Below are 22,190 nucleotides of genomic sequence, written 5' to 3'. Positions count from 1 at the left end.
TCTCGGGCCATTGTGTAACCGCTCACCGTGCGTTCCGGACCACCGAGCACGTGGCACCACCCGCGCACATGGCACCACCGCGCACTTTGGCGGCCGCCTGCCAGGAGGGGGAGTGCAGGCGGCCGCCCAGTGCCGCACCCGTGGGGGGCTCGGGCAGCGCCTGCCCCGATTCCCCCGGCTCATTCCCCCGGTTTTACGAATTCCTCCGGACGGGCCTCACTCCCCCGCGCCCAGCTCCGGGCGCCCGGGGTCGTGCGGGCGCGCGCACCGCCGCCGAGGGTGGCGCACGCGGTGGCCCGCGCGGCCCATGCCGCCTCGCAGGTCTTGCTGTAGCGGACCTCGACATAGGCGGTGCCGACGGTGACGTCCGCCGTCGGCACCGCGGCGGTGCCGCACCCCATGGCCTGCGGATCCTGGCCGGTGCAGGCCTGCCCGGCGCATTTCACGCCCTCCGTGAGCTGCTGACGCGCGCTGGTGGCCGGTGCGGTGGTCGGCCGCTCCCCCGCTTCTCGCCGTCGCCGCCTGTGTCGATCAGAAGGACGGCACCGGCGACGAGCAGGAGCGCGCCGACGAGCCCCCCGGCGAACAGCGCGGCGACACGCTTGCGCCTCCTCGGCGACGACGACGGCAGTGGCGACGACGACGGAGGGGACGATGGCAGAGCGGACGATGACGAAAGGGACGACGACGGAGGGGACGACGCGGGCGACGGCGGCTCGGCGGAGTCCGGTCCCCCGCCCGGCCGACGCCGCGCGAGACGGGAACACCGGAGCCGTCGAGACGAACGGCTGCTCCGGATCGGGCGGTTCGACCCTCGGCCGGTCCTTCCCCGGGGAGCGGCCGCCCGTTGAGGCAGCGCCGCCAGGAACTCTTGCTGTAGCCGGTGCGGTCGGCGACGGCGACGACGCTCAGCCCGCTGCGCTCGACGAGCGTACACAGCTGGCCGGTGAACACCCGGACCTGTGGATCGAGTTCCTCCGGTAAGTCCCTCCAACGAGGCATTGCCCCCTCTGCCCCAGCACGTACCTGTCAATCTCCCGCGCTGCGGCTGCTGTTGGCGTCTCCGAGCTCGAACTGACTACCAAAGGGATGCTTCGCCCCAGGATGTCAGCTCTTCGAGCCGGGGCGCATCGAAGCATTTCGAGCACCGGTACGCACTCCCTCACACCCGGCTCGTCGTTGCACGGCGGAGACCTCGTGCTGGAACGGTCACTTCCGCGCCACAGGATTCCAACGCTCATTGATCCGGCACAGCTCACGCACAACCCTGATTACCAGGCGGTCCGTCCTTCTTCGGGGGAGAGGGCGGACCGCCGCCGGACCGTTCGGATCCGGCCACAACGACGGCGGCCCGTCCTTCCACGGGGGAGAGGACGGGCCGCCGTTTCACGTCGTTGGCTAGCGCACCGTGAAATGCACCACGTCGTCAAGGAACGGGATCGACACCCACGGATCCGGCTGGGCCATCAGGGACAGCAGCACGATCGCCGCGCCCAGCAGCCCGTAGGTCAGCATGTCGGTGAAGCGCGACCGCACCGCGAGCATCCCCACCTCGGGCAGCGCCCACCGGAAGAACGCGCCCGCCAGCAGGGACAGCCCGATCAGCACCGTGCCCGCACGGAACGCGTCCAGGGCGACGATCAGCAGCCCCAGACCCACCCCGCCCATCACCGCGAGCAGCGGCCACTGCCGGGCGGGCGCCGGAGCGGCGCCGGGCGCGGCCCGGCCGCCGCCCTCCGGACGCGCGGTGTCCCGGGTGATCAGCGGGAAGCGGCGCGACCTGCGGATGAACCGGCCGGGCCCCGCGGGCGACGCGGGCGGCTCCTGCCGCTGCTCCCCGGCCGCTGGTTCGCTCGCCTCAGCCGTCATGGCCGGCACCGGCGTCGGCGGCCGCCTTCGCGTCCCGCTCCGCGGCCTCCACCACGTTGACCAGCAGCTGGGCGCGGGTCATCGGGCCGACCCCGCCCGGGTTCGGCGAGAGCCAGCCCGCGACCTCGGTCACACCGGGGTGCACATCGCCGGCGATCTTGCCGTGCTCGTCCCGGCTGACGCCCACGTCGAGCACCGCCGCGCCCGGCTTGACGTCCTCCGGCTTGACCAGGTGCCGCACCCCGGCCGCCGCCACGATGATGTCGGCCTGGCGCAGGATCCCGGGCAGGTCACGGGTGCCGGTGTGGCAGAGGGTGACCGTCGCGTTCTCCGAGCGGCGGGTCAGCAGCAGCCCGATCGACCGGCCGACGGTGATGCCACGGCCGACGACCACCACATGCGCGCCGTTGATCTCCACACCGTGGTGGCGCAGCAGCTGGATGACGCCCTGGGGCGTGCACGGCAGCGGGCCGCTCTCGTTGAGCACGAGGCGGCCGAGGTTCGTCGGGTGCAGCCCGTCGGCGTCCTTGGTCGGGTCGATCAGCTCAAGCACCCGGTTGGCGTCGATGCCCTTGGGGAGCGGCAGCTGGACGATGTAGCCCGTGCAGGACGGGTCCTCGTTGAGCTCCCGGACCGCCGCCTCGATCTCCTCCTGGGTCGCGGTCTCGGGCAGGTCGCGCCGGATGGAGGCGATGCCGACCTCGGCGCAGTCGCGGTGCTTGCCCGCCACGTACCACTTGCTGCCGGGGTCCTCGCCCACCAGCACGGTCCCGAGGCCGGGATGGATGCCCTTGGCCTTCAGCGCCTCCACGCGGCTGACGAGATCGGACTTGATCGCGGCTGCGGTTGCCTTGCCATCGAGAATCTGGGCGGTCATGACTTCATCCTCCCGGATGCGGGGACGTCGGATCCAATCAGGGGCCGGTCGGGGACGGACCGGCGAAGGCCGCACCCCGTGATCCGGTCGGGGCGCGGCCTCCTGTGCTCGCTCAGCGATCGCCCGGTGCTCGCTCGCCGTCGCTCGGTACTCGCTCAGTGCTCGCTCGGTACTCGCTCAGTGGAAGAAGTGGCGCGTGCCCGTGAAGTACATGGTCACACCCGCCTTCTGGGCGGCCTCCACCACCGCCTCGTCACGGACCGAACCGCCCGGCTGCACCACGGCCTTCACGCCCGCCTCGGCCAGCACCTCGAAGCCGTCCGGGAACGGGAAGAAGGCGTCGGAGGCGGCGTACGAACCGGCGGCCCGCTCGGCACCGGCCCGCTCGACGGCCAGCCTCGCCGAGTCCACGCGGTTGACCTGGCCCATGCCGACGCCGACCGTGGCGCCGCCCTTGGCGAGCAGGATCGCGTTGGACTTCACCGCGCGGCAGGAGCGCCAGGCGAAGGCCAGCTCGGCGAGGCCGTCGGCGTCCAGGGCCTCGCCCGTGGCGAGGGTCCAGTTGGCCGGGTCGTCGCCCTCCGCCTGGAGGCGGTCCTTGACCTGGACGAGCGTGCCGCCCTCGATGGGGCGCTGCTCGGCGGCCGCCACCGGCGACTCCGCGCAGCGCAGCACCCGGATGTTCTTCTTACGGGCGAGCACCTCGACCGCGCCGTCCTCGTACGCCGGGGCGACGATCACCTCGGTGAAGATCTCGGCGACCTGCTCGGCCATGGCGACCGACACCGGGCGGTTGACGGCGATCACCCCGCCGAAGGCCGACAGCGGGTCGCAGGCGTGCGCCTTACGGTGCGCCTCGGCGACGTCCGACCCGACCGCGATCCCGCACGGGTTGGCGTGCTTGATGATCGCGACACAGGGCTCGGTGTGGTCGTACGCGGCGCGGCGGGCGGCCTCGGTGTCCGTGTAGTTGTTGAACGACATCTCCTTGCCGTGCAGCTGCTCGGCCTCCGCGAGCCCCTTACCGCTGCCATCGGTGTAGAGCGCGGCGGGCTGATGCGGGTTCTCGCCGTAGCGCAGCACGTTCTTACGGGTGATGGTGGCGCCCACGAAGTCCGGGAAGGAGGAGTCGTCCGCCGCCGCGTAGCCGGCCGCGAACCAGTTGGCCACCGCCACGTCGTAGGCGGCGGTGTGCTGGAACGCCTCGGCCGCCAGCCGCTTGCGGCGCTCCAGGTCGAAACCGCCCTCCGCGGCGGCCTCGAGGACGTCGCCGTACCGCTCGGGGTTGACGACCACGGCCACGGACGGGTGATTCTTGGCGGCGGCCCGGACCATGGAGGGGCCGCCGATGTCGATCTGCTCGACGCATTCGTCCGGCGCGGCGCCCGAGGCGACCGTCTCGCGGAACGGATAGAGGTTGACCACGACCAGTTCGAAGGGCTCCACGCCCAGCTCCCGCAGCTGCTCACGGTGGGAGTCCAGCCGCTGGTCGGCCAGGATGCCCGCGTGGACGCGCGGGTGCAGCGTCTTGACGCGCCCGTCGAGACACTCGGGGAAGCCGGTCAGCTCCTCGACCTTGGTGACCGGGACCCCGGCGGCGGCGATCTTCGCGGCCGTCGAGCCGGTCGAGACGAGCTGGACACCCGCCGCGTGCAGCCCTCGGGCCAGTTCCTCGAGCCCCGTCTTGTCGTAGACGCTGACCAGCGCGCGGCGGATGGGCCGCTTGGTACCTTCGGCGGTCACGGGATCCTTACCTTTCGTCCCTCTATGCGGTAGCCGTGACGGGCCAGACGCCCCACGACCTCGATGAGCAGCGAGCGCTCGACTTCCTTGATCCGCTCATGGAGAGCGGACTCGTCGTCCTCGTCCCGGACCTCGACCACGCCCTGGGCGATGATCGGGCCGGTGTCGACGCCGTCGTCGACGAAGTGGACGGTGCATCCGGTCACCTTCACACCGTGCGCGAGCGCGTCGCGCACGCCATGGGCGCCGGGAAAGCTGGGGAGCAGCGCGGGATGGGTGTTGACGCAGCGGCCGCCGAACCGGGCGAGGAACTCCTGGCCCAGGATCTTCATGAACCCGGCCGAGACCACCAGGTCCGGCTCGTGGACGGCGGTGGCCTCCGCCAGGGCCGCGTCCCACTCGGCACGGCCGGCGTGGTCCCTGACCCGGCACACGAACGTGGGGATCCCGGCGCGCTCGGCGCGCGCCAGGCCCTCGATGCCGTCGCGGTCGGCGCCCACGGCCACCACCTCGGCGCCGTAGCGGGCCACCCCCTCGGCGGCGATGACGTCGAGCAGCGCCTGGAGATTCGTGCCGGAACCGGAGACGAGGACGACGAGGCGGACCGGGCGCCCGGGGCGCGCAGGACTGGCGGAGGGAGGCGGGGAGGCCACGGCGGGGCTCTTTCTCGCGGGCGGTGCTGCCGTTTGTGTGGTCGTACAAGGTCGCGGACTCATCAATTCCGGGGAACTCTACGAAGCCGCCGACCGTCAGCAACGATACCGGCACACGAAGCGGCCCCCAGGGGACGGGGGCGGGCACGGGAGGTAGCGTCTGGACTGCGAATGCAACTGACGCCACTGACGCCGTGGGAACGACCGCCGCGCCCGCGCCCCGAGCCGTACGGCACCGGCCGTACCCGCGCCGTACGGCACCAGGCCGTACCCGCCCCGGCGTGCAGGACGACGACACAAGGGGAAGACACACTCCACATGCCGGACCGACGCCGCCGCGCGGCTCATCGCCTCACTCCGCCCCCCGTCCAGGACCGGGGGCGGCGATGAGGCGCGCCCGCATGTCGCGTACGACGCCGCTGCTCCGGGAGCAGCAGTCGTCGTCCTCCTCGTCCTCGTCCGCCCCCGGCGGACCGAACGGGGACCAGCACGAGGACAATCCGTTCGCCCCGCCGCCCGAGGGCAGGCCGGACCAGCCCTGGCGGCCCCGCCACCGGCCGGACGGCCCCGGCGGCGAGAGCGGCGAGGGCCGCCCAGGGGCCCAGGGCGGCCAGGACGGGCCCGATGGACAGGACGGGCCGGACGGACAGGACGGCGACCAGAAGAGCGGTCAGCAGCCGCAGCAGCCCCAGGCCTGGGGCAGCCAGTGGAGCAGCCGCCAGCCCGGCCGCCAGAGCGGCGGCTTCGGCGGCGCCCCGGGCTCCAACCGCCCCGCAGGCCCCGGCGGTCCCGGCGGCCCGCGCTGGGACCCCAACGACCCGGCCCAGCGGCGCGCCCGGTACGCGCTGCTGTCGGGCATGTGGGCGTTCTTCTTCGCGCTCTTCAGCCTGCCGCAGATCGCGCTGCTGCTCGGGGTGCTGGCCCTGTACTGGGGCATCAGCTCACTGCGGGCCAAGCCGCGCCGTACGGCACCGTCCGCGGCCGCGGCCGCGCCCCTGAACGCCCCGCCCCCGCCTCCGGGCGCCCCCCGGGCGTCGCTGCCCGCGCCCGGCAGCGGCCCGTCGAAACCGCAGTCGACGGCGGCGATCAGCGGTCTGGTGACGGGCGGGCTCGCGCTCGCCATCGTCGCGGCGACGTTCAGCTTCCAGGTCGTCTACAGCGACTACTACACCTGCGTGGACGACGCCCTTACGCAGACCTCGCGCCACGACTGCGAAACCTTGCTCCCCGAGCAGCTCCGCCCCCTGCTGAGCACGCAGGACTGACGGCGCCGGGCCCGCACGGCGGACGGCTCGCTCCCGCCTGCCGTCCGCCGCGCCGTCCGCCTTACGGTTCGCGGCGGGCGTCGTCCGGCGGGGACGGCTGCGGCGAGGGCTCCGTGCGGAGGGGGTTCGGGGCGTGCTGGGACTCGGTGGGCGCCTGCGGCCCGGGAGCGCGCTTCCGGGTCAGCGCCCAGCGGCGCGGGCGGGCCGCCCCGGCGGCGTCCGGGGTGCCCGCGGGTGTCGCGAGCCCGGCCATCGTGCCCACACCGGTTTCGCGTCCGGCCTCCCGTCCCGTCTCCGCACCGGCGCCGGTGACCGCCTTACGGTTCCGCTTGCGGTCGGCGCCCGGCGCCCCGGGGCGCAGCCACTGCCACCACGGCTCGGCCATCGCCTCCCGTACCTCGGCGGACTCCATGGGCGAGACCGTGGGCAGCACCGCCGCCCGCGCCTCCGCCTCGGCCGCGGCCCGCGCCGCACGGGCGGCCTTGGCCTCCATACGGGCCTGACTGGCCGCCGTACGGGCCTGCGCGCGGGCCGTACGGCGCTCCACCCGCGCCGCCTTCCACTCCGGCCAGGAGGCCCTGGTGGGGACGCAGAGCCGGTACCAGCGCAGCACCATCGCGCCGGGCACCCCGATCACTCCCGTCCAGGCCAGCGTGATCATGCCCGTGCGCCACCAGCTCGGGCCGAGGCCGGCGAGGATGCCGATGCCCAGCGGTCCGCCCGAGACCCCGGCCAGCAGCGCCATCGCGGCCGCGCAGCCGACCGCCGCCAGCGCGGCGAGCACAAGCGTCTCGGCACAGCCCCAGGGCGGCCTGGGCTCGCCCTTGCCGGGCCGCCGCACCGCCGCGATTCCGATGAACCAGGCCACCGACGCCCCGGCCGCGATCCCCGTGAGCCAGACCAGCGGACCGCCGGAGCCGTCCGTGGGCAGCGCGGCGACCAGGGGGAAGTGCGGCAGCTGGGGGTAGGAGGTGATGCCCAGCGGCGCGACCACACTGCCGCCGCCCACCGTGAACCCCGCCCCGACCCCGTACGCGGCGCCCCAGACGATCGCGTTCGGCAGCAGCGCCAGGCTCACCAGGAGCACCGCGAACCGCCCCGACCACACATCGCTGAGGTTGAGGAACGTCACCTGCACGGCGCCCGCGTGGCTCAGCATCGACGTCGCCGTAAGGAGCGCACCGCTGCCCAGCAGGACGACGAGGCCGCTGGTCCCGGCCCGTAGCGCGGCGGTCAGCCGACGGCGCCGGCACCAGCTGCGCGCGGCAACGGACGCCGCCGTCCTTACGGTCCGTTCGGCGCCGGGGAGCCGCCGCAGTCTCTCGCTCACCCGTCCCGGCAGCCGGAGCGGGAACCGTCCGTCGGCCGTCCAGACGCCGACGGCGGCGATGGCCCCGGCGACGACCGGCAGATGCAGCAGCGCGCTGAGCGGGTCGACACGCAGCGGCCCGGTCGAGGCGTAGACCGCGGCGGCGGTGCCCACCAGCAGATAGCCGCCGGTCACCCAGGAGAAGGCAATGCGCGGATCGACGACGGACTCCTCGGGCACCCACTGCCCGTCGCCCTCGTCGGGCTCCGCCTGGTAGACGGCGTGCTGGGCGGCCCGGTAGAGCAGCCAGCACGGCACCACGCTGAGCAGCAGCGGGGTCAGCCCGACGGGCGCTGTGTGGCCGGAGAGCGTCTCGGTGCGCACGAGGTCGGCGCCATGGCCGAGCAGCCACAGGTCGGCAGCGACGTGCAAGGCCCCGTCCGGGCTGCTCTCGGGGGACGAGGAAGTGATCCACAGCAGCAGTACGACCACGGCGAGCGTGCCGAGGCCGAGCCCCGCGGCGACCACGCCGCCGAGGAACGCCTCCCTGATGGCAGAGGAGCGCCGGGGCGCTGAGCGGTCGCGTGCGGACACCGACTGGCTGCGATCGGTCGTTTGCGTCACATGACCATGCTGCCAATAACAGCCGTTTCATCCCTACATCAAGGGTTTGGTCGCCGTGTCGTGTCTAGTCCTCTTATGCGTCTTTTATGGCGTGATGGGATGGATGGGTGGCTTGCCGCGTTCCGCCGGGTATCCGTCGCCCGGGAACGCCGCGGGCCCGCACCACCCTGGGGTGGTACGGGCCCGCGGCATCGAACCGTGGCGGCGTCAGCCGGCCAGCGCGGCGCGCGCCAGGCGCGCGGTCTCGGACGGGGTCTTGCCGACCTTCACGCCCGCGGCCTCAAGGGCCTCCTTCTTCGCCTGGGCGGTGCCGGAGGAGCCGGAGACGATGGCACCCGCGTGGCCCATCGTCTTGCCCTCGGGGGCGGTGAAGCCCGCCACATAGCCGACGACCGGCTTGGTGACGTTGGCCTTGATGAAGTCCGCGGCCCGTTCCTCGGCGTCGCCACCGATCTCGCCGATCATCACGATCAGGTCGGTGTCGGGGTCGGCTTCGAAGGCGGCGAGGGCGTCGATGTGGGTGGTGCCGATGATCGGGTCACCGCCGATACCCACACAGGACGAGAAGCCGATGTCCCGCAGCTCGTACATCATCTGGTAGGTCAGCGTGCCGGACTTCGACACCAGACCGATCCGGCCGGGCTTGGTGATGTCGGCCGGGATGATGCCCGCGTTCGACTGACCCGGCGTGATCAGACCCGGGCAGTTCGGGCCGATGATGCGCGTCTTGTTGCCCTTCTTGCCCGCGTAGGCCCAGAAGTTGGCGGAGTCGTGGACCGCGATGCCCTCGGTGATCACGACGGCGAGCGGAATCTCGGCGTCGATCGCCTCGATGACCGCGCTCTTGGTGAACTTCTCCGGGACGAAGATGACCGTGACGTCGGCGCCGGTGGCGTCGATGGCCTCCTTGACGGAGCCGAAGACCGGGATCTCGGCGCCGTCGAAGTCCACGGTGGTGCCGGCCTTGCGCGGGTTCACGCCGCCGACGATGTTGGTGCCCGAGGCAAGCATCCGACGGGTGTGCTTCTGCCCCTCGGACCCGGTCATCCCCTGGACGATGACCTTGCTTTCCTTGGTGAGAAAGATAGCCATGGTTTCTGGTGACCTCGTCCCTTACTTCGCAGCCAGCTCGGCGGCACGCTCGGCCGCGCCGTCCATGGTGTCCACCTGCTGAACAAGCGGGTGGTTGGCGTCGGTGAGGATCTTGCGACCCAGCTCCGCGTTGTTGCCGTCGAGGCGCACGACCAGCGGCTTGCTGACGTCCTCGCCCTTGGACTTCAGCAGCTCCAGGGCCTGGACGATGCCGTTGGCGACCGCGTCACAGGCGGTGATGCCGCCGAAGACGTTGACGAAGACCGACTTGACGTCCGGGTCGCCGAGAATGATCTCGAGACCGTTGGCCATCACCTCGGCGGAGGCGCCACCACCGATGTCGAGGAAGTTGGCGGGCTTGACGTTGCCGTGGGTCTCGCCCGCGTAGGCGACGACGTCGAGGGTGGACATGACCAGACCCGCGCCGTTGCCGATGATGCCGACCTCGCCGTCGAGCTTGACGTAATTGAGGCCCTTGGCCTTGGCGGCCGCCTCGAGCGGGTTGGCCGCGGCCTTGTCCTCGAGCGCCTCGTGCTCCGGCTGCCGGAAGGCGGCGTTCTCGTCCAGGGAGACCTTGCCGTCCAGCGCGATGATCTTGCCGTCTTCGGTCTTGACCAGCGGGTTGACCTCGACGAGCAGGGCGTCTTCCTTGATGAAGACGGTCCACAGCTGCTGCAGGACCGCGACGACCTGGTCCGCGATCTCGGCCGGGAACTTCGCGGCGGCGACGATCTCGGCGGCCTTCTCCTGGGTCACGCCCTCGATGGCGTCCACCGGGATCTTGGCGAGCGCCTCGGGGTTCTGCTCCGCGACGACCTCGATCTCCACGCCGCCCTCGACGGAGGCCATGGCGAGGAAGGTGCGGTTGGTGCGGTCCAGCAGGAAGGAGACGTAGTACTCCTCCTTGATGTCCGCGGTCTGGGCGAGCATCACCTTGTGGACCGTGTGGCCCTTGATGTCCATGCCCAGGATCTGGGTCGCCTTCTCCACGGCGTCGGCCGGGTCGGAGGCCAGCTTGACGCCGCCCGCCTTACCGCGGCCGCCCACCTTGACCTGCGCCTTGACGACCGCGCGGCCGCCCAGGCGCTCGGCCACCGCGCGCGCCGCCTCAGGCGTGTCGATGACTTCACCGGCCAGCACCGGTACACCGTGCTTGGCGAAGAGGTCCCTCGCCTGGTATTCGAACAGGTCCACGCGCGTCCGTCCCTTTTCCATGGATATCGCGGTCGTTATCAGCGCGGGCGTGCCGCGGGGGCAGCGTGAGGACGCGATCTATAACGAGGGCGGCACACGTTCGCCGGGTACGCGGCATGTCCGTCTCGCAGGTTATCTCCGTGGGCCGTGCGGCCCTAAATCGCAGATCACACTGGAGCGGTGATTACGGTCACAGATCGCGACCGTTTCCATCTATCTCCGTACGACAACCGGGCAGCCCCCTCCCCAACGAGGGCTGCCCGGTCGATGACGCTTGCCTTACGGTTTTACGGTTTTGCAGCCTGCATGGCCTTCACGGCCTGACTGCCTGACGCCCGCCGGAGCGATCAGACGGTCGGGAGCGTGCCCGGAACGGTCGGCAGCTGGACCGGGACGGAGGGCAGGTCCGCCGGAACCTGCGGGAGGTCGGCGGGGAGCTGCGGCAGGTCGGCCGGAACGGTCGGCAGGTCCGCCGGCAGCTGCGGCAGGTCGGTGGGCAGCTGCGGGAGCTCGGTGGGCAGCTGCGGCAGGTCGGCCGGAACGGTCGGCAGGTCCGCCGGCAGCTGCGGCAGGTCGGTGGGCAGCTGCGGCAGGTCGGCCGGAACGGTCGGCAGGTCCGCCGGCAGCTGCGGCAGGTCGGTGGGCAGCTGCGGCAGGTCGGCCGGGACGGTCGGCAGGTCCGCGGGGAGCTGCGGCAGGTCGGCCGGCAGCACCGGGAGAGCCGGGATGTTGGCGACGTCGGTCAGGTCGGTGGGCACGGCCGGGAGCAGGCTCAGCGCACCGTCCTTGGCGTTCCCCACGGTGGTCTGGGCGTTCGCGACCACGCCGGTGGCCAGCCCGTGGGCGAACGGCACGGTGGTGCCCGCCACGTCCTGCGCGAACGGAACGGCGGTGGACGGCACGCTCACCACGACCGGCACCAGGCGGTCGACGGTGTCCTGGGCGGCCGGAACCGCGTTGGAGGCGGTGCCCAGCGCGAAGCCCTCGGCGCTGCCGGTCACGACGTCCACGTACGGGGTGGTGCGGGCCACGGCGTCGTCGGCCAGCGCACCGGTGTCACCCACGGTCCGCTCGGCGACCGGGACGACCTTGACCACAAGGCGGTACACGGCGGGCGGCAGCACGTCCGAGGCCACACCGTCCACGGTCGGCTTGGTGGTGCCGACGACACCCTGCACCTTGCCGGTCAGCTCCTCCGGGCGGATGCCGGCGCCGGAGAGGGAGGCGAGCAGGTCATTGGCCGAACCCGGGGCGGTGGGCAGCTTCGGGGTGGCGGGGAGCTCGGTGGGCAGCTGGCCCGTGACGCCGTCGACGTTCGGCAGCGTGGAGGTGTCGGGCAGGGTCGGCAGCGAGCCGAGGCCGGGCAGGCTGGGCACGACACCGGGGACCTCGCCGGTGGGCAGGTCGAGGTCGGTGGTCTTCTTGACGGTCTTCTCGACGCCCTTGACGGCCTTGTGGGCCTTCTTGACGACCTTGCCCGGCTTGCCGGCGACGTCGCCGGTCAGGCCGTCTGTGGTGTGCTCGACGGTCTTGGTGACATCCGAGACCCGCGGCAGGTTCTCGGCACCGGGGACGCGGTCCCGCACCGGGGCGGTGACGCCGTCGACGGTGGATGCGGCGCCGTCCACGGTCTTCTTCGCGGTGTCGGTCACCTTGGAGGTGTCGGCCACGCCGCCGGTCACACCGTCGACCGTCTCGGTCACCTTGTCGGTCGACACGGTCTTGTTCACCGTCTTGGTCACGCCGTCCACGGTGCTGGTGACACCGTCGGTGGAGGGAACGGCCGGGTTCTCGGCGGCGGAGGCGGCGGCCGAGCCGAGGGCCCAGATACCCGTGGCGGCAGCGGCTACGAGGATGGAGCGGCGAAGGTTGTTGCGCATGATGGAGGAAGTCCTTCGAAAGTCAAGGGGGGTTTCGGACGGGCAGACCTGACCCGCCCCCGCGCGGCAGGTCTCATACAGACGGGGGTGAGGTCTGCCCTAGCCGGGGAATTCGAGGACTTCGTTGAACCGCTCGCGTGTCGGCGCCGAGCTCTCCGCGCGGACCGTACCGGGCTTCAGCCCGAAGGACGGCACGCCGGACGGCGGAAGAGCGGCCTGGGTGTTCCCACCACGGGAAGCGCCGCTGTCGCCGGTGTACTGGGAGGTGGCCCCGAGCGGGGACCGCGGAAGGGGCAGCGGCGCCGGGGCGCCACCGTCCGGACCGGTGCCGGAGACGGCCGCCCGGACGACGGGCCCGTGCCCGCCATGGGAGACGGCCGCGTCAAGGTGCGCGATGACGGCCTGGGCGTGTGCCCCGGGCCCCATCGGCTCCGACGCCGCGGGCGCCGACCTGTGCACGGTCGCCGGCTCGGCCTTGGCCGCGTGGTGCTCGGCGGCCGGGCCGTGGTGCGCCCCGGACTCCTGGGGGCCCAGGCCGATCGCGTCACCGATGCCGACCTCGGGAAGGCGCACCGGCAGCTCGCCGCTGGTGGCGCCGCCGACCAGGTCGTCTATCGGCTCGGTGATCTTCTGCGCCTGCCGCTCGACCGGCTCCTGGATGGGCCGCACGGTCTCCCGTACGACCTCCTCCGCCGTGTCAGTGGTACGCGCCACCACGGGCGGTGCGTGCCGCTCCACCTGCTGCCGCGCCCGCTCGGCACCCGAGGGGTCGAGCAGCCGGGAGGCGCCGGAGCGGTCGACCGACATGCCGGTGGCCTCGCCCTGGTCACTCCGCTCGGCGGCGTGAGCACTGCCACCGAAGAGGAACGCCAGGGCCAGGAACCCACCGAGGAAGAGCGCCGCCAGCAGCGCCCGCCGCGCGGCCACCGTGCGCGGCAGGCGCACGGCGACAGGCATGGCGGACGTGACAGACACGAGCGGGGCCTTCCCTGAGTACGAGGCGTACAACGGGCATGTAAGCGTGGCGATATGGCTTGTGGGCCGCCAGAACAGGACGACATCGCCAACCGGATGGCTGGATTCATGTCCTGGGCGACGAGGATGATCCTTGCACGACCCACAGGGGTCGGCGCAAGCTCCGGATCACTGATGCATCGCCATGTCCGGTATAGGCAGTTGGCGTCGTTCGATGGCCGCGGCCATCACGTCCGGGAAGAGATCGGGCGTGCAGGCGAAGGCGGGCGCGCCCAGCGCGGCGAGCGCCGCCGCGTGCTCGCGGTCGTAGCTCGGCGCCCCCTCGTCGGACAGCGCGAGCAGCGTCACGAACTGCACCCCGGACGCCTTCATCGCGGCGACCCGGCCCAGCATCTCCTCGCGTATGCCGCCCTCGTAGAGGTCGCTGATGAGGACGACGACGGTGTCGGCAGGGCGGGTGATCTGCGACTGGCAGTAGGCCAGCGCGCGGTTGATGTCGGTGCCACCGCCGAGTTGGGTGCCGAAGAGGACGTCCACCGGATCGTCGAGCTCCTCGGTCAGGTCGACCACGGAGGTGTCGAAGACGACCAGCCGGGTGGCGAGGGAGCGCATCGAGGCGAGTACGGCGCCGAAGACCGAGGCATAGACCACGGACGCTGCCATCGACCCCGACTGGTCGACGCACAGCACCACGTCCTTCTTCACCCCGCGGGCCGCCCGGCCGTATCCGATGAGCCGCTCGTGGACGACCGTCCGGTGGTCGGGCAGGTAGTTCTTCAGGTTGGCCCGGATGGTGCGGTCCCAGTCGATGTCCCGGTGGCGCGGGCGGCTGATCCGGGCGGAGCGGTCGAGCGCTCCGGCGAGGGTGGCGCGGGTGCGGGTCGCCAGCCGCTTCTCCAGATCCTCGACGACCTTACGTACGACGGCCCGCGCGGTGTTCTTGGTCGTCTCCGGCATCGCCTTGTTGAGGGACAGCAGGGTGCCCACGAGATGGACGTCCGCCTCCACGGCCTCCAGCATCTCCGGCTCCAACAGCAGGGCGGACAGCCCCAGCCGGTCGATGGCGTCGCGCTGCATGACCTGGACGACGGAGGTGGGGAAGTACGTACGGATGTCGCCGAGCCAGCGGGCCACTTGGGGCGCGGAGCCGCCGAGCCCGCCGGAGCGCGCGCCGCTCCCGGCGCCCTGGGAGCCGCCGCTGCGCCCGACGGCCGTACCGCTGCCGCCCGCGCCGTCGCCGCCTCCGGAGCCGTAGAGGGCCTCGAGCGTGCGATCCATGGCGGCGTCGGCCCCGCTGAGCGAACAGCCGGTGCCGTCGGCGCCCTGGCCGCCGAGCACCAGCCGCCAGCGCCGCAGCCGTTCCTGGTCGGTCCGGGGGTGGTCGCCCGGGGGGTGGGCGTCGTCGGGGGTGGGGTCGCCGTGGGGGTCGGCATCGACGTGGGGGTCGGCATCGTGAGGGGCGCCGTGCGTCATCGGGCTGCCTCCATGGAGTCGTTGGCGTGCGGGGCGGGATCGAGGCCCAGCAGCAGCCGCACCGTCGGTACGACGGCCGCCGCGCGGTCCGGGTCCAGCCCGGGGCCGAAGCCGGGTGCGGCGGGGGCGCCTTGGCCGCCAACGCCGGTGGGCCCGTCGGCCGCGGGGCCCCGGCGGACCAGCTCGCCCAGGGTGCGGCGCACGCCGGTGTCGTACGCGGAGAAGGTGCGCCGCAACAGCGGCAGGACGTCGGTGAACGCCTCGGCGGAAACGGAGGTCAGCCAGCGGTCGACCAGGCCGAGCAGCCGCTCGTCGTGGACGAGCAGCATGCCGCCGCCGGCACCGCCGCCGATGAACCCCTCGATCCAGGAGGCCGCTTCGGGCGGCTGGGTGCCGGGCGAGAGCGCGAGCCCCATCAGCCGGGCCGCCTCGTCCTCGGCGAGCCGGCCGTCGTCCAGCAGCAGCCGTGCGGCGCGGCCCCGGATCAGCCCGGGGGTGGCGGGGGTGCCGTCCCGCCTGGCGAGATTGCGCAGCATGGCCGCCCAGCGGGCCCGTAGGCCGTCGGCGGGACGGGGTTCGGCCGCCCGCGTCTCCGTTGTCGACAGGTCCGTTGTCGACATATCGGTCCACGTGTGTGGCTGCGTCCCGGCCCCCGTCTCTGTCCCCGTCGCTGTCCCGGCCCCCGTCGCTGTCCCGGCCGTCTCTGTCCCAGCCGTCTCTGTCCCGGCTGTCTCCGTCTCCGACAGCAGGGCGATCGCCCGGTGCACGGCCTCCATATGGCGGCGCATCTCGGCGGCACCGTCGGCGTCGAGGCCGACGCAGGCGGGCGGCAGCCCGACCAGGATCCGCTCGGCCAGCCCGACCGCGACCTCGCCGAGCGCGGCCGTGCCGGTGCCCCGTACGTCCCCGTAGCGCACCGAGCGCACCAGGGCGGGCAGGGCCTGGGCGAGATGGCCGACGTCCGCGTCGAGCGCGGCCCGGTCGGCGAGCGAGCGCATCACGATGGGGAGGGCCCCGGAGAGCCCGGCGAGCAGACAGCGCTCGGCCAGCTCGGTCACCCCGGCGAGCCCCTTGGCGCTCCGGGCCTCGGTCTCCGCCTTGGCGGTGGCCGCCGACAGCACCGTGGTGCCCCATACCCCCGCCTCGGCGACCCGCACGGCCAGCTCCGGCTCCCACCGCAGCCGCCAGGTCTCCCTGAAGGTGCCGGTGCTGCCACGCGAGACGGCCGGGGTGCCCCAGTCGACCCCGAGGAGCCGCAGCCGGTGCAGCAGACGGCTCCGCCCGGCGTCGGTCTCCTTGCGCAGGTCCAGCTCCAGCTCGCGCTCCAGCGCCTCGGGCTTGAGCCGCAGTGAACGCTGGGTGCGTGTCAGATCGCGCTGGAGCGGCACCGCCGGAGCCGACTCGGGCACTTCGCCCAGGATGTCGCCGACCACGAGCCGGTCCCGGACGAGCGCGATCGGCACATCGGAGCCGTCGCACATCACCGCCCTCACGGCGTCGAGGGTCTCGGCGAGTCCGGCGAGCGGGCGCCCGCGCATGGCGGCCAGGGTTTCGGCGAGCCTTACGGCCTCGATGACATGGGCCGAGGAGACCGCGAAGTCCTCGTCCCGCAGCAGCCCGGCGACCTTGGTGAGCCAGCGCGCGACGGGTCGGTCCGGGGCGTGGAAGAGATGGTCGTACCAGCCGGGCGAGGTGATGCCCGCCCCGTATCCGCTGTGCCGGGCCAGCCGCCGGTGGGTCCATGGCACCCAGCTGATCTCGGTCTTGACCTTGGGCAGCCCCTTGAGGAGCTTCCGGTCGGCGGTCGCGGTGGTCCGCTCCCCCAGCGCCGGTACGTGCCAGGCCCCGCAGACGACCGCTACCTCGTCCCCGAACTCCCGCCGCGCCTCGCGCAGCCGCAGCCGCATATGGGCCTCGCGCACCGCGTCGTCCTCGTGCCCGCCGTGCCCGTACTCGGCGCGCAGCGCCTCCATGGCCTCCGCCACGGCCGTAAACGCCTCGGCGCCGCCGGTGCCGCGGTGCTCGATGACGTCCTCCCACCAGCGCTCCGGGTCGTCGTATCCGGCCGCCTCGGAGAGCACGGCCAGCGGATCGACCCGCAGCCGCGCGGCCCGGTCGGCGACCGGAGCCGCTTGGCCGCCCGGGTCGACTTGGCCGGCCGGATCGGACGGAGGGGCCGGGGCGGGCGGATCGGCCGGAGCGGGCGGGTTCGCCGGACCGGCCGGGGCGGGCTCAGCCACCGGGGCGGGCGGGGCCGTCGGGGGCTTCTTCGCCGACATGGCCAGCGAGTTGGCCGCCGGGAGATCGATGAACCGCACCGGAACCTCATGTGCCAGCGCCCACTGGATGGCCGCCCACTCCGGGGAGAACCCGGCCAGCGGCCAGAACCCGGCGCGCCCCGGATCGTCCGCGGCGTGGGCGAGCAGCGCGACCGGCGGACGCATGTCCTTCTCGGCGGCGAGCCCCACGATCGCGTCCGCCTCCGGCGGCCCCTCGATCAGCACCACGCGCGGTGGGCACGCCTCCAGTGCGGCCCGCACCGCACGCGCCGACCCAGGCCCGTGGTGCCGCACGCCCAACAGCAGCGGGCCGGCGGCCCGCGCCCGTGGGGCGCCCGTCATGCGGTCACCTCTCGGCACGCGCGGTAGAAGTCCTTCCAGCCGTCGCGCTCGCGGACCACCGTCTCCAGGTACTCCTGCCAGATCACGCGGTCGGCCGCCGGGTCGCGGACGACCGCGCCCAGGATGCCCGCGGCCACATCGCCCGACCTCAGCACGCCGTCGCCGAAGTGGGCGGCGAGCGCGAGGCCGCCGGTCACCACGGAGATGGCCTCGGCCGTGGACAGCGTGCCCGAGGGCGACTTCAGCTTCGTACGGCCGTCACCGGTCACTCCGTCGCGCAGCTCACGGAAGACCGTGACCACCCGGCGGATCTCCTCGACGCCCTCCGGGAGCTCCGGGAGCTCCAGCGAGCGGCCGATCTGGGCGACGCGGCGGGAGACGATGTCGACCTCGTCCTCCGGGGTCGCGGGCAGCGGCAGCACGACCGTGTTGAAGCGGCGGCGCAGGGCGCTGGAGAGTTCGTTGACCCCGCGGTCGCGATCGTTGGCGGTCGCGATCAGATTGAAGCCGCGGACCGCCTGGACCTCCTCCCCCAGCTCCGGGATCGGCAGCGTCTTCTCGGACAGGATGGTGATCAGCGTGTCCTGCACATCGGCCGGGACGCGCGTCAGCTCCTCCACGCGCGCGGTCATGCCGTCCGCCATCGCGCGCATCACCGGGCTCGGCACGAGCGCGTCCCGGCTCGGGCCGTGGGCGAGGAGCTGGGCGTAGTTCCACCCGTACCGGATGGCCTCCTCGGGCGTCCCGGCGGTGCCCTGGACCAGCAGGGTCGAGTCACCGCTGACCGCCGCCGCCAGATGCTCCGAGACCCATGTCTTGGCGGTGCCGGGCACGCCCAGCAACAGCAGGGCGCGGTCGGTCGCGAGGGTGGTGACGGCGACCTCGACGATGCGTCGCGGGCCCACGTACTTGGGTGTGATCACGGTGCCGTCGGGCAGCGTGCCGCCGAGCAGATAGGTGGCGACCGCCCACGGCGACAGCCGCCATCGTGCGGGACGCGGGCGGTCGTCGGCGGCGGCCAGCGCGCTCAGTTCGGCGGCGAAGGCGTCCTCCGCATGTGGACGCAGCGCTTCCGCGGCTCCGGCGGCCTCTGCCGCCCCGCTCGTATCGGTGGATTCGGTTCCGGGCACAGTGACGGTCACAGCTCCCCCACGACTCGTTTCCTCGTTCCGTTTCCGGACGCGTGAACCACACTGCACCACCCCACTGACAACCGGCTGCCCGTCAGCGAACGCGCAGGTCAAAGCGATTGTCAGTGGGTGCCCGTACCGTCGCAGACATGAATCCGCAGGGGGAACGCTGGACGGCGGAGCAGGTGCTGGCCCTGGCTCCTGACACCGCGTCGCGCACGGCGGGCGGCAAGCTCGCCGCGGCCGACAAGTGGTCGGGCGCGGGCGCGCACGGGCGGGCGGTGTGGGGGCTGTGCTCGGGCAGCGGCAGCAAGCCGTACCAGACAGTGGTCGATCTGAACGGGCCCGGATATCGGTGCAGTTGCCCGAGCCGTAAGTTCCCGTGCAAGCACGCGCTGGGTCTGCTGCTGTTGTGGACGTCCGGCGAGGGGGGCGTGCCCGCGGGCGGGGAGCCGCCGGAGTGGGCCGGGCAGTGGCTCGGCGACCGCCGGGAGCGGGCCGAAAAGCTCGCCGCCGGGGCCCGGGATGGGGGCCCGGGCCCTGGCGGCGCGATGGGGGACAGCGCAGGGAAAGGGGGGAGCGGAGGCGCGGCCGATCCCGAGGCGGCGCGCCGCCGCGCCGAGCGGCGGGTCCAGCGCATCGCCTCGGGCGCCACGGAGTTGGAGCGGCGGCTCGCCGATCTGCTCCGCGACGGTCTGGCCTCCGCCGACCGCGCCGGGTACGGGGCGTGGGACGAGACGGCCGCGCGGATGATCGACGCCCAGGCACCGGGCCTTGAGGCGCGGGTGCGGGAGCTGGCGGCGATTCCGTCGTCCGGTCCTGGGTGGCCCGCCCGGTTGCTGGAGGAGTGCGCGCTGGCCCACCTGCTCAACCAGGGATTTCTCCATCTGGACAGCCTCCCGGAAAAGCTGGCCGCCACCACGCGCACCCGCGTGGGCCTCACGACACCGGTGGCCGAGCTGCTGGCGACGAAGGAGGCGATCCGGGACGCCTGGCTGGTCCTGGGCCGCCAGGACGGCACGGACGGCAGGCTGACCACGCGCCGGATCTGGCTGCGGGGCGAGCGTACGCACCGTATGGCGCTGCTGCTCTCGTTCAGCGCCCCCGGCCAGTCCCCCGAGCTCGCGCTGCCCACCGGCCTGGTCCTCGACGCGGACCTCGCGTACTACCCGGCGGCGCGGCCGCTGCGGGCGGCGATCGGCCCCCGGCACGAGGAGGGGGCGGAGGCGGCGCCTCCTGTGGCACCTCCGGCTGCTGAGGGGAGCGAGGTGGCTGGGGCCCCCGAGGGGTGCGATGTCGAGACCGCGCTCGCGGCCTATGGGGCGGCGCTCGGGGAGGATCCGTGGCTGGACGGCTGGCCGGTGGTGCTCGCCGACGTGGTCCCGGTGCCGGGGGACGACGGATGGCAGCTGGCGGACGAGCGGAGCGGCTCGGCGCTGCCCGTCGATCCGCGCTGCGCGGGGCGCACCGATCTGTGGCAGCTGATGGCGATATCCGGCGGTGGCCCGGTCACCGTCTTCGGTGAGTGCGGCCATCGCGGCTTCTCCCCCATCACCACCTGGGACCCGACCCCCGTCTCGCTCATCGGCACGGCAGCGCAGGGAGGCATTCGTTGACCAGTACGACGCCCGTCGCGTCCAGCACGTCCAGCACATCCGTCGCATCCGTCGCATCCACCGCGCCCACCGCGCCCACCGCGCCCACCGCGCCCACCGCGCCCTGGGACGATCTCGTCGCGGCCGCGCTGCTCGGCACCGAGCGGCGCACCCCGCCCGTCGCGCCGCGCCCCGGGCAGGACACGCCGTCCGCCCTGCTGGACGCGGCCGCGCTCAGCACGGTGCGGCGGCGGGCCGGACTGCGGCCCGCGCCCGCCCGGCCGGGGCCGGGCCGGGCGCCCGAGGATCCGCGGCCGGCGCTGCCCGCGGCCGCCCGCAGCAGGCTGGCGCTGCTGCTGGCCGACCGTTCGGCGCCGGGGCGCGGCGGTTCGCGCTCCGCGCCCGACCTCGCCGAGATGCTGCCGCAGTGGCTCGCGCTCGCCAATCACCACAGCTATCGCGTGCCGGACGCACTGCTTCCGGCGCTGCTCGACGCGGCCCGCGCCCGCACCGATCTGCGGGCCGAGGCGCTGACTCTGGGCGGGCCGCGTGCACTGTGGCTGGCCCGGCTCAACCCGGACTGGAAGTTCGCGCTGCGGGGCGCGGCGGGCCGGGCGTCCGCATCGCTCCCGGAGCCGTCCGGCGCGGCCGCCGCACCGGACGAGGAACAGCGGTTGTGGGAGGAGGGGCTGTTCGCCGAGCGGGTGTCGCTGCTGGCGGCGGCTCGCCACCGCGACCCGGCGGCGGGGCTGGCGCTGCTCAGCGGCACCTGGTCGACCGAGCGGGCCGAGGACCGGCTGATGTTCCTGGACTCGCTGCGCGACGATCTCTCCCCGTCCGATGAGCCGTTCCTCGAACAGGCGCTGTCCGACCGCAGCCGGAACGTCCGGGCGACCGCCGCCGAGCTGCTCTCCGCACTCCCCGACTCGGCGCTCGCCGCGCGCATGGCCGAGCGGTCGCGGGGCTGTGTGTCGTTGATCGCGGATGAGCCGACCGCCAAGGGGCTTGCCGCCAAGGGAGCGACCGACGACGGGGCGACCGACGACGGACTGACCGCCGACGAGCTGACCGCCGCTGAACGGACACCCCGGATAACCGTCCGCCCGCCGGACGAGTGCGACAGCGGAATGCAGCGCGACGGCGTCGTGCCCAAGCCGCCCTCCGGCCGGGGGGAACGGTCCTGGTGGCTGGGCCAGTTGGTGGAGGCGACCCCGCTGGACCGCTGGACCGAGTGGTTCGGCGGACGGGGTCCGGCCGAGATCGTGGCGCTGCCCGTCGCGGACGGATGGCAGGCGGATCTGCACGCGGCCTGGTGCCGGGCGGCGGTGCGGCAGCGCAGCGCCGAGTGGTGCCGTGCGCTGCTCGGCACCCCGGCGGTCGCGCCGGTCACCGCCGGGGAAGCGGCCCCCGCCGCCTGGCGGGATCCGGCGAAGCTGCTCTCCGCGCTGCCCGCCCGGGAACGGGCGGAGTGGGTGGCCGAGTTCATCGCGTCCCACGGGCTGTCCGACGCCTTCCGGCTGCTCGGGGTGTGCGCGGTGCCCTGGGCCGAGCCGCTGGGCCGGGCCGTCGTCGACGCCCTGGACATCGCCCGCGACGCGGGCAGCTACCCCTGGAGCTTCAGCGGCGTCATGGGCCTGGCCGAGCGCTGCCTGGACCCGACCCAGGCGGACCGCCTCGAAGTGCTGACGGCGATACCGGACGAGAGAGAGGGAGCGGCCCCGGGAGCCGGGGGCTACTGGGCGGAAGCGTTCCAACGCCTGGTCGGCACGCTCCGGCTGAGAGAAGCGATGCGAGCAGAGCTGGACCCGAGCTGACCCGGACCGGCTCCGGCTCGGGGGACGCCCTGGGCTCGGGGCGTACTCGGGACGTACTCGAGGCCGGTTGGTCCGG

Annotated in this window: 17 protein-coding genes; 3 read left to right on the top strand and 14 right to left on the bottom strand. The window is 73.4% G+C overall.

Features of this window, described 5'->3' with window-relative positions; all coding sequences use genetic code 11:
* Positions 1-179: 179 nt before the first annotated feature.
* The 6 genes from ACMTAK_RS29205 to purN form a co-directional block, all read right to left on the bottom strand.
* A complete protein-coding gene (locus tag ACMTAK_RS29205) occupies positions 180-401 on the bottom strand; it encodes a DUF2690 domain-containing protein (protein ID WP_413808938.1) in 222 nt (73 codons plus the stop codon).
* A gap of 130 nt (positions 402-531) precedes the next feature.
* Complete coding sequence (locus ACMTAK_RS29200) at positions 532-1,002, bottom strand: helix-turn-helix domain-containing protein (RefSeq protein ID WP_413808937.1); 471 nt, start codon at positions 1,000-1,002, stop codon at positions 532-534.
* Positions 1,003-1,398: 396 nt separating this feature from the next.
* The gene (locus tag ACMTAK_RS29195) at positions 1,399-1,869 is read right to left on the bottom strand and encodes a DUF3017 domain-containing protein (RefSeq protein ID WP_413808936.1); all 471 of its coding nucleotides are present in this window, start codon (positions 1,867-1,869) and stop codon (positions 1,399-1,401) included.
* The gene (locus ACMTAK_RS29190) at positions 1,859-2,746 is read right to left on the bottom strand and encodes a bifunctional methylenetetrahydrofolate dehydrogenase/methenyltetrahydrofolate cyclohydrolase (RefSeq protein ID WP_413808935.1); all 888 of its coding nucleotides are present in this window, start codon (positions 2,744-2,746) and stop codon (positions 1,859-1,861) included. Before ACMTAK_RS29190 ends, ACMTAK_RS29195 begins: the two co-directional genes overlap by 11 nt.
* A gap of 177 nt (positions 2,747-2,923) precedes the next feature.
* Positions 2,924-4,489, bottom strand: coding sequence for a bifunctional phosphoribosylaminoimidazolecarboxamide formyltransferase/IMP cyclohydrolase (gene purH, locus ACMTAK_RS29185; RefSeq protein WP_413808934.1), 1,566 nt, complete (start codon positions 4,487-4,489; stop codon positions 2,924-2,926).
* Complete coding sequence (purN, locus tag ACMTAK_RS29180) at positions 4,486-5,142, bottom strand: phosphoribosylglycinamide formyltransferase (RefSeq protein WP_413808933.1); 657 nt, start codon at positions 5,140-5,142, stop codon at positions 4,486-4,488. The genes purH and purN overlap by 4 nt, the downstream gene beginning before the upstream one ends.
* A 401-nt stretch (positions 5,143-5,543) precedes the next feature.
* On the opposite strand from purN, the gene ACMTAK_RS29175 reads away from it, so the two are divergent.
* Entirely contained in the window at positions 5,544-6,407 is an 864-nt protein-coding gene (locus tag ACMTAK_RS29175) for a hypothetical protein (protein ID WP_413808932.1), read from the top strand.
* A 61-nt stretch (positions 6,408-6,468) separates the two neighbouring features.
* On the opposite strand, the gene ACMTAK_RS29170 is transcribed toward ACMTAK_RS29175, so the two are convergent.
* The 8 genes from ACMTAK_RS29170 to ACMTAK_RS29135 form a co-directional block, all read right to left on the bottom strand.
* Positions 6,469-8,340, bottom strand: coding sequence for a cell division protein PerM (locus tag ACMTAK_RS29170; RefSeq protein WP_413808931.1), 1,872 nt, complete (start codon positions 8,338-8,340; stop codon positions 6,469-6,471).
* Between the two features lie 207 nt (positions 8,341-8,547).
* Positions 8,548-9,432: a succinate--CoA ligase subunit alpha gene (gene sucD / locus ACMTAK_RS29165; RefSeq protein ID WP_210950376.1), complete on the bottom strand. Its 885-nt coding sequence runs from the start codon at positions 9,430-9,432 to the stop codon at positions 8,548-8,550.
* Positions 9,433-9,453: 21 nt separating this feature from the next.
* Positions 9,454-10,626 (bottom strand): ADP-forming succinate--CoA ligase subunit beta, encoded by a 1,173-nt coding sequence (sucC, locus tag ACMTAK_RS29160; RefSeq protein WP_413808930.1) that lies wholly within the window; start codon positions 10,624-10,626, stop codon positions 9,454-9,456.
* A gap of 347 nt (positions 10,627-10,973) precedes the next feature.
* Positions 10,974-12,506: a hypothetical protein gene (locus ACMTAK_RS29155; RefSeq protein ID WP_413808929.1), complete on the bottom strand. Its 1,533-nt coding sequence runs from the start codon at positions 12,504-12,506 to the stop codon at positions 10,974-10,976.
* Positions 12,507-12,605: 99 nt separating this feature from the next.
* Positions 12,606-13,481 carry a hypothetical protein gene (locus ACMTAK_RS29150; protein WP_413808928.1) on the bottom strand — a complete coding sequence of 292 codons (876 nt, stop codon included), beginning with the start codon at positions 13,479-13,481 and terminating at the stop codon, positions 12,606-12,608.
* A 168-nt stretch (positions 13,482-13,649) separates the two neighbouring features.
* Complete coding sequence (locus ACMTAK_RS29145) at positions 13,650-14,954, bottom strand: VWA domain-containing protein (RefSeq protein ID WP_413808927.1); 1,305 nt, start codon at positions 14,952-14,954, stop codon at positions 13,650-13,652.
* Positions 14,951-17,575, bottom strand: coding sequence for a DUF5682 family protein (locus ACMTAK_RS29140; protein WP_413808926.1), 2,625 nt, complete (start codon positions 17,573-17,575; stop codon positions 14,951-14,953). Before ACMTAK_RS29140 ends, ACMTAK_RS29145 begins: the two co-directional genes overlap by 4 nt.
* Complete coding sequence (locus ACMTAK_RS29135; protein WP_413808925.1) at positions 17,572-18,717, bottom strand: ATP-binding protein; 1,146 nt, start codon at positions 18,715-18,717, stop codon at positions 17,572-17,574. The genes ACMTAK_RS29140 and ACMTAK_RS29135 overlap by 4 nt, the downstream gene beginning before the upstream one ends.
* A 137-nt stretch (positions 18,718-18,854) precedes the next feature.
* Here ACMTAK_RS29135 and ACMTAK_RS29130 point away from each other — a divergent pair, with 137 nt between their 5' ends.
* The gene (locus tag ACMTAK_RS29130) at positions 18,855-20,321 is read left to right on the top strand and encodes an SWIM zinc finger family protein (RefSeq protein WP_413808924.1); all 1,467 of its coding nucleotides are present in this window, start codon (positions 18,855-18,857) and stop codon (positions 20,319-20,321) included.
* On the top strand, positions 20,318-22,114 hold the full coding sequence (locus ACMTAK_RS29125) for a DUF5691 domain-containing protein (RefSeq protein ID WP_413808923.1): 1,797 nt from the start codon (positions 20,318-20,320) through the stop codon (positions 22,112-22,114). Before ACMTAK_RS29130 ends, ACMTAK_RS29125 begins: the two co-directional genes overlap by 4 nt.
* Positions 22,115-22,190: the final 76 nt, after the last annotated feature.

Source organism: Streptomyces lacaronensis, from assembly GCF_047337785.1.
In the GTDB taxonomy this organism is placed as follows: Bacteria; Actinomycetota; Actinomycetes; order Streptomycetales; family Streptomycetaceae; genus Streptomyces; species Streptomyces lycopersici.
Note: the sequence above shows the minus strand (reverse complement) of the source record. Positions and strands in the feature narration are given on the sequence as shown.